This window comes from Planktothrix sp., from assembly GCF_046067725.1.
GTDB lineage: Bacteria > Cyanobacteriota > Cyanobacteriia > Cyanobacteriales > Microcoleaceae > Planktothrix.
The window spans coordinates 1-3,719 of record NZ_JBJUDF010000256.1 but is presented as its reverse complement, the minus strand read 5'-3'; the positions used below and the strand labels follow the sequence as shown (position 1 = coordinate 3,719).

The following is a 3,719-nucleotide window of genomic DNA, read 5'->3' as shown; positions in this document are numbered from 1 at the left end:
GGAGGAGGGAGGAGGGAACAGGGAACAGGGAACAGGGAACAGGGAATGGGGAATAGGGAATAGGGAATAGGGAATGGGGAATGGGGAATGGGGAAAATAATAAAATAATTAAAGAGCACATGGCTCTGGATTTGCTGTATCCGTCTTTACCGTGTTTGCGGTTAAGCTTGAGTTACGAAGGAATAGCCACAACTACAGCTTTGGGAGGCGTTGGGGTTTTGAAACCGAAATCCACCTCCCATTAAATCCTCGGAATAGTCAATTGTTAAGTTTTCTAGGTATTTTAACGTTTCAGGCGCGACTACAATTTCAATCCCATTAGACTGATAAACGATATCACTCGATTGGCGTGTTTCCTCAAATTCCATGATATATGACCAGTCACAGCAACCCCCTTTTTGAACTCCAAGACGAAAGAGGAGATGAGGATTATTTTGCTTGGACTTTAGGCGCAGAACTTCACGGGTAGCTGCTGGACTAAGAGAAATCATGGAACACCTGCTCGCAAAAACGTTAACTCATTTTCAGATTATCAGGGAGATGGCGTTCTAGTCATCTCTATGCAGGAGTTCGAGAATAGTCGTCTTGGAACCGAATAATATCATCCTCTCCCAAATATTCCCCATTTTGAACTTCGATTAACACAAGGGGAATGACACCGGGATTTTCCAAGCGGTGAGACATACATTGAGGAACATAAGTAGATTGGTTGGAGAATAAAATTTCTTCAGAATCTCCACAGACAACTCTAGCAGTTCCAGCCACTACAATCCAATGTTCACTGCGATGATGGTGCATTTGTAAACTTAGACGATGACCCGGTTTGACTTCAATTCGCTTAATTTTATATCCTGGCCCTTCTTCCAGGGTGGTAAATGAGCCCCAAGGTCTCAATTCAGTGGTGGCATTGCATACACTAGGGATATTATTCTCGATGGAGGGTTTAGAAGTTTCAACACTTTCCTTGACTGCTACCATGATTCTATTTCCTTATCAACGATTTGACGGAAGTTCCATTGCGGTTCAAACTTAGGGTGGTATTGGTGAACACTTGGGCGAATCTGGACATCTCTAAGAAGAGCCACCACAACCACCATAGTAAATGCACTCTGGCTGCTGTCACTATCATAATCGTCTTTAATCTAGCTCTGGTCAAATCTTTACAGAAATTTCGTAAAAATTGATAGTTAAAGGTTGACTGTTGGGTGTTGACTGTTAGCTGATTATTGATGATTGATGACAATTCCTAAGCCGTTATGAACAGGTGCAACTGTGGGGAAAGGGCGGTCTAAATAATATCCTCCTAGATAGAGACTGGTGGAACTTCCTCCGTCTAAATTTAAAGCGGTTACTGCTTCTAATTTTTGCAGAATTCGAGCGAGTTCGGATAAACTGGGGCCAGAACCATTGGGGCGGTTATGAACGGCTAGTATGAGTAAAGTATTATTAGGAGTAATTGCAATGGCACTGCGGATGGCTTTTTGTTGTTGAAAGGCGGGATTAAATCGTTCTAGGGCTGCATCTAAAACAATTTGACGATTTTGAATTAATAACGGCCCTGCTCCTAAAATATTAGGATAATTTTGAAAATCTGGGGGATCAGTTTGACTCTGTAATTGTAAACGAGTTCCGATGGGTAATAAATTTAATAATTCAGGACGATTTCGGACAACTAATAAATAACCTTGCACGGGAATAGGAATAGCAGGTGATCCCGATTTTGGGGCATCAATATAACGAGTAATTTGGTTATTCTCAACAACTATAATTTTTTCTTGATTGTTAATCGGAGTATAATGGGTTCCCCAATCAGAAGTATAACGTGAAATTCCGGCTTCTACATAACCACTATTGAGATATTGTAAAGGTAAGGTTTGACCCGAATCTGTTGTTATAGTTTCTTTTAAGATTAAACGATTCATCATTAAAGGTTGACTTCCTCCCCAAGCCATCGCACCTCGATTTAATATTGGACTCGATAACCAGTTATTATTCAACCGAATCGCACCTAAAGGATATTGATTATTGCGATTAAAAAATCCGCCATTAATGGCTGCTGAAACCTCTGCTTTTTGAGCTATATCTAATAAGGGTGAAGTTCCTTGGCGAGAATTAAGATTACTTAAAATAGGAATTAAATTAATTTCGGGTTGATTTAAGTCAACTTCTAACCAATAGACGGGAAACTTTTCGATAGATGATTCTGGAGTCTTAAAAATTCGATTGAGTAAAGACCCGAAAGAACTCTCTATTTTAGGAATTTCAATATACTCCTGTCTCCATCTAATCCCCGGTTGCCATAGAATATTTTTAGGCTCTAAAAAATCAGGTTTAGGTTCTACAATTAAACGATAGGGAGAGTCTAAGCTTGTTACCACAGGTCGCCAACCCGGAGGAATGCTAAATTGCAGACGAGTTTGAGAATTTTGGGATTGTAATTTTATATTAGAAGTGTTATTAGATAACAGTTTAGGATGAGCTTTTGCCTCTATAATTAAACTCCAATCTTGTAAAGTTGGGGGAGAAGGTTGAGTAGGTTTAGTTTGATTTTGAACCGTTGGATCATCGGTTAGAGGTGGGGAGGAAGGTTGAGGAGTAGGAGAAGGCGATCGCTTTTGAAGATCTGGAATCGGTTGTTGCCAGAAAGTGGGTTTATCGAGTTCAATAATAATTTTTTTAAGGGAAAATGTAGAAGAGGTTGGAGGTAAATTTGGGTCTAAAGATAGAGGTTCAGAACGGATAGATTGAATCGTTGATAAAGGAACTGTAATTTTTAAAGTCGTTCCATTGGGTTGAATTTCCCATTGATAACTTGCAGGAAAATTCGATAAATCTAAATAGCGATAAGGGCGAATATATTGAGCCGATAAAATAACTGAATCAGAAAACCATTGAATCGGTTGTTGAGAACTATTATTGGTATTAAGTAGATTCACTCCGAGATTCTGCATTAATCCAATATCACTAATTTGTACAGATTTTTTTGTATTTCTGTTGGTTGAATCAATTTGCCAAGGAATATTAATTAAATAGTTATTAAATTCAATACTATTTCCGTATGTTGAAGAATCGTTTGTTTCGGTTGTAGCTAGAGTGTTAAACGGGAAGGTACTTAACCCGATTAAACTTAACAAGAAAATCAGATTTTTTTGAGATCGAATTAGATTAAAATCAAGCATATTTTGACAAAAATGTAAACAAAAAAAATTGTCATTCAGAGCGCAGCGTTCGCGTAGCGTTGGCGTCAGCCAAAGAATCTCTAACTATCTTCGAGGTTAACAATAGATGCTTCACTTTGTAGATGCTTCACTTCGTTCAGGATGACAGGGGGGGTTAAGTTAACTGTTGTATCATTAACACCTTCAAACGATGAACTCGGATCGGTGAACAGTCAACCGTCAACCCTGCACTTTGTCATAGAATCCTCAAATTGTTTCAAAGTGTGATCCAATTCAGTGTATGCTAGTAAGGGTGGAGTTTTTCCGCCCTATGTAAATTTTGGCTAAAATTTGATTCTTAATGTAAAGAATGTAACGCTTGCTTGTTACATAGAATTTAAGGAAAAACGCAGTAGGGGGGGTTTCCCGCCCAACACTTCACCCGGTATTTCATCCGGTATTTCATGATCATTAACCCGCCCCATCCCTGGAGGCTGCACGTCAATATTTACTTGCTCAGTGCTGCGTTTACCTTCACTCGATAGAATCAAGACATGGATA

The 3,719-nt window shown here is 39.1% G+C and carries 3 protein-coding genes; all 3 read right to left on the bottom strand.

Annotation, left to right across the window (positions count from 1 at the left end):
• Positions 1 to 161: 161 nt before the first annotated feature.
• Positions 162 to 491 carry a HesB/IscA family protein gene (locus ACKPEB_RS15935; protein ID WP_408965921.1) on the bottom strand — a complete coding sequence of 110 codons (330 nt, stop codon included), beginning with the start codon at positions 489 to 491 and terminating at the stop codon, positions 162 to 164.
• Between the two features lie 67 nt (positions 492 to 558).
• Positions 559 to 978: a phosphomannose isomerase type II C-terminal cupin domain gene (locus tag ACKPEB_RS15930; RefSeq protein WP_408965920.1), complete on the bottom strand. Its 420-nt coding sequence runs from the start codon at positions 976 to 978 to the stop codon at positions 559 to 561.
• Positions 979 to 1,223: 245 nt separating this feature from the next.
• A complete protein-coding gene (locus ACKPEB_RS15925) occupies positions 1,224 to 3,179 on the bottom strand; it encodes a phosphodiester glycosidase family protein (protein WP_408965919.1) in 1,956 nt (651 codons plus the stop codon).
• Between the last annotated feature and the right edge of the window lie 540 nt (positions 3,180 to 3,719).